This window comes from Streptomyces sp. ADMS (assembly GCF_033441795.1).
Taxonomy (GTDB): Bacteria; Actinomycetota; Actinomycetes; order Streptomycetales; family Streptomycetaceae; genus Streptomyces.
On sequence record NZ_JAVFVX010000428.1, the window covers coordinates 1 to 470 of the forward strand.

Consider the following 470-nt stretch of genomic DNA (forward strand, 5'->3'; position numbering starts at 1 on the left):
AAGCGGTTGGAGCCTGACAGCATGAACGACCCGACCAAGGACCCTCGATTCCTGCACGACCCCTACCCCACCTACGCGGCCATGCGGTCCGCGTGCCCGGTGCAAGCCGTTCCCACCGGCTCAGGTGGACACAGCAGCTACCTGGTCACCGGCTACGCGGAGGCCCGGCAGGCACTCGGCGACCCACGGCTGTCGAAGAACACGGCCGCCTTCTTCGCCGGCAGGGAGTCGCGACGCCGCCTGCACCCAGCGATTGCGCACAACATGCTGGCCAGCGATCCGCCCCAGCACACCCGCCTGCGCAAACTGGTGACCAAGGCGTTCACGACAGGCGCTGTCACCGAGCTGCGCCCGTTCATCGCCGAGGTAACCGACGGGCTGCTGGACCAATGGCCCGTCGGCGGGCGGGTCGACCTCGTCGCTGGTCTGGCGGTGCCGCTGCCGGTCATCGTGATCTGCGAGCTGCTGGG

The 470-nt window shown here is 68.9% G+C and carries 1 pseudogene; it reads left to right on the forward strand.

Features of this window, described 5'->3' with window-relative positions:
- Positions 1 to 21: 21 nt before the first annotated feature.
- Positions 22 to 470, forward strand: a pseudogene (locus tag RB628_RS41395) (cytochrome P450); the annotation flags it as partial.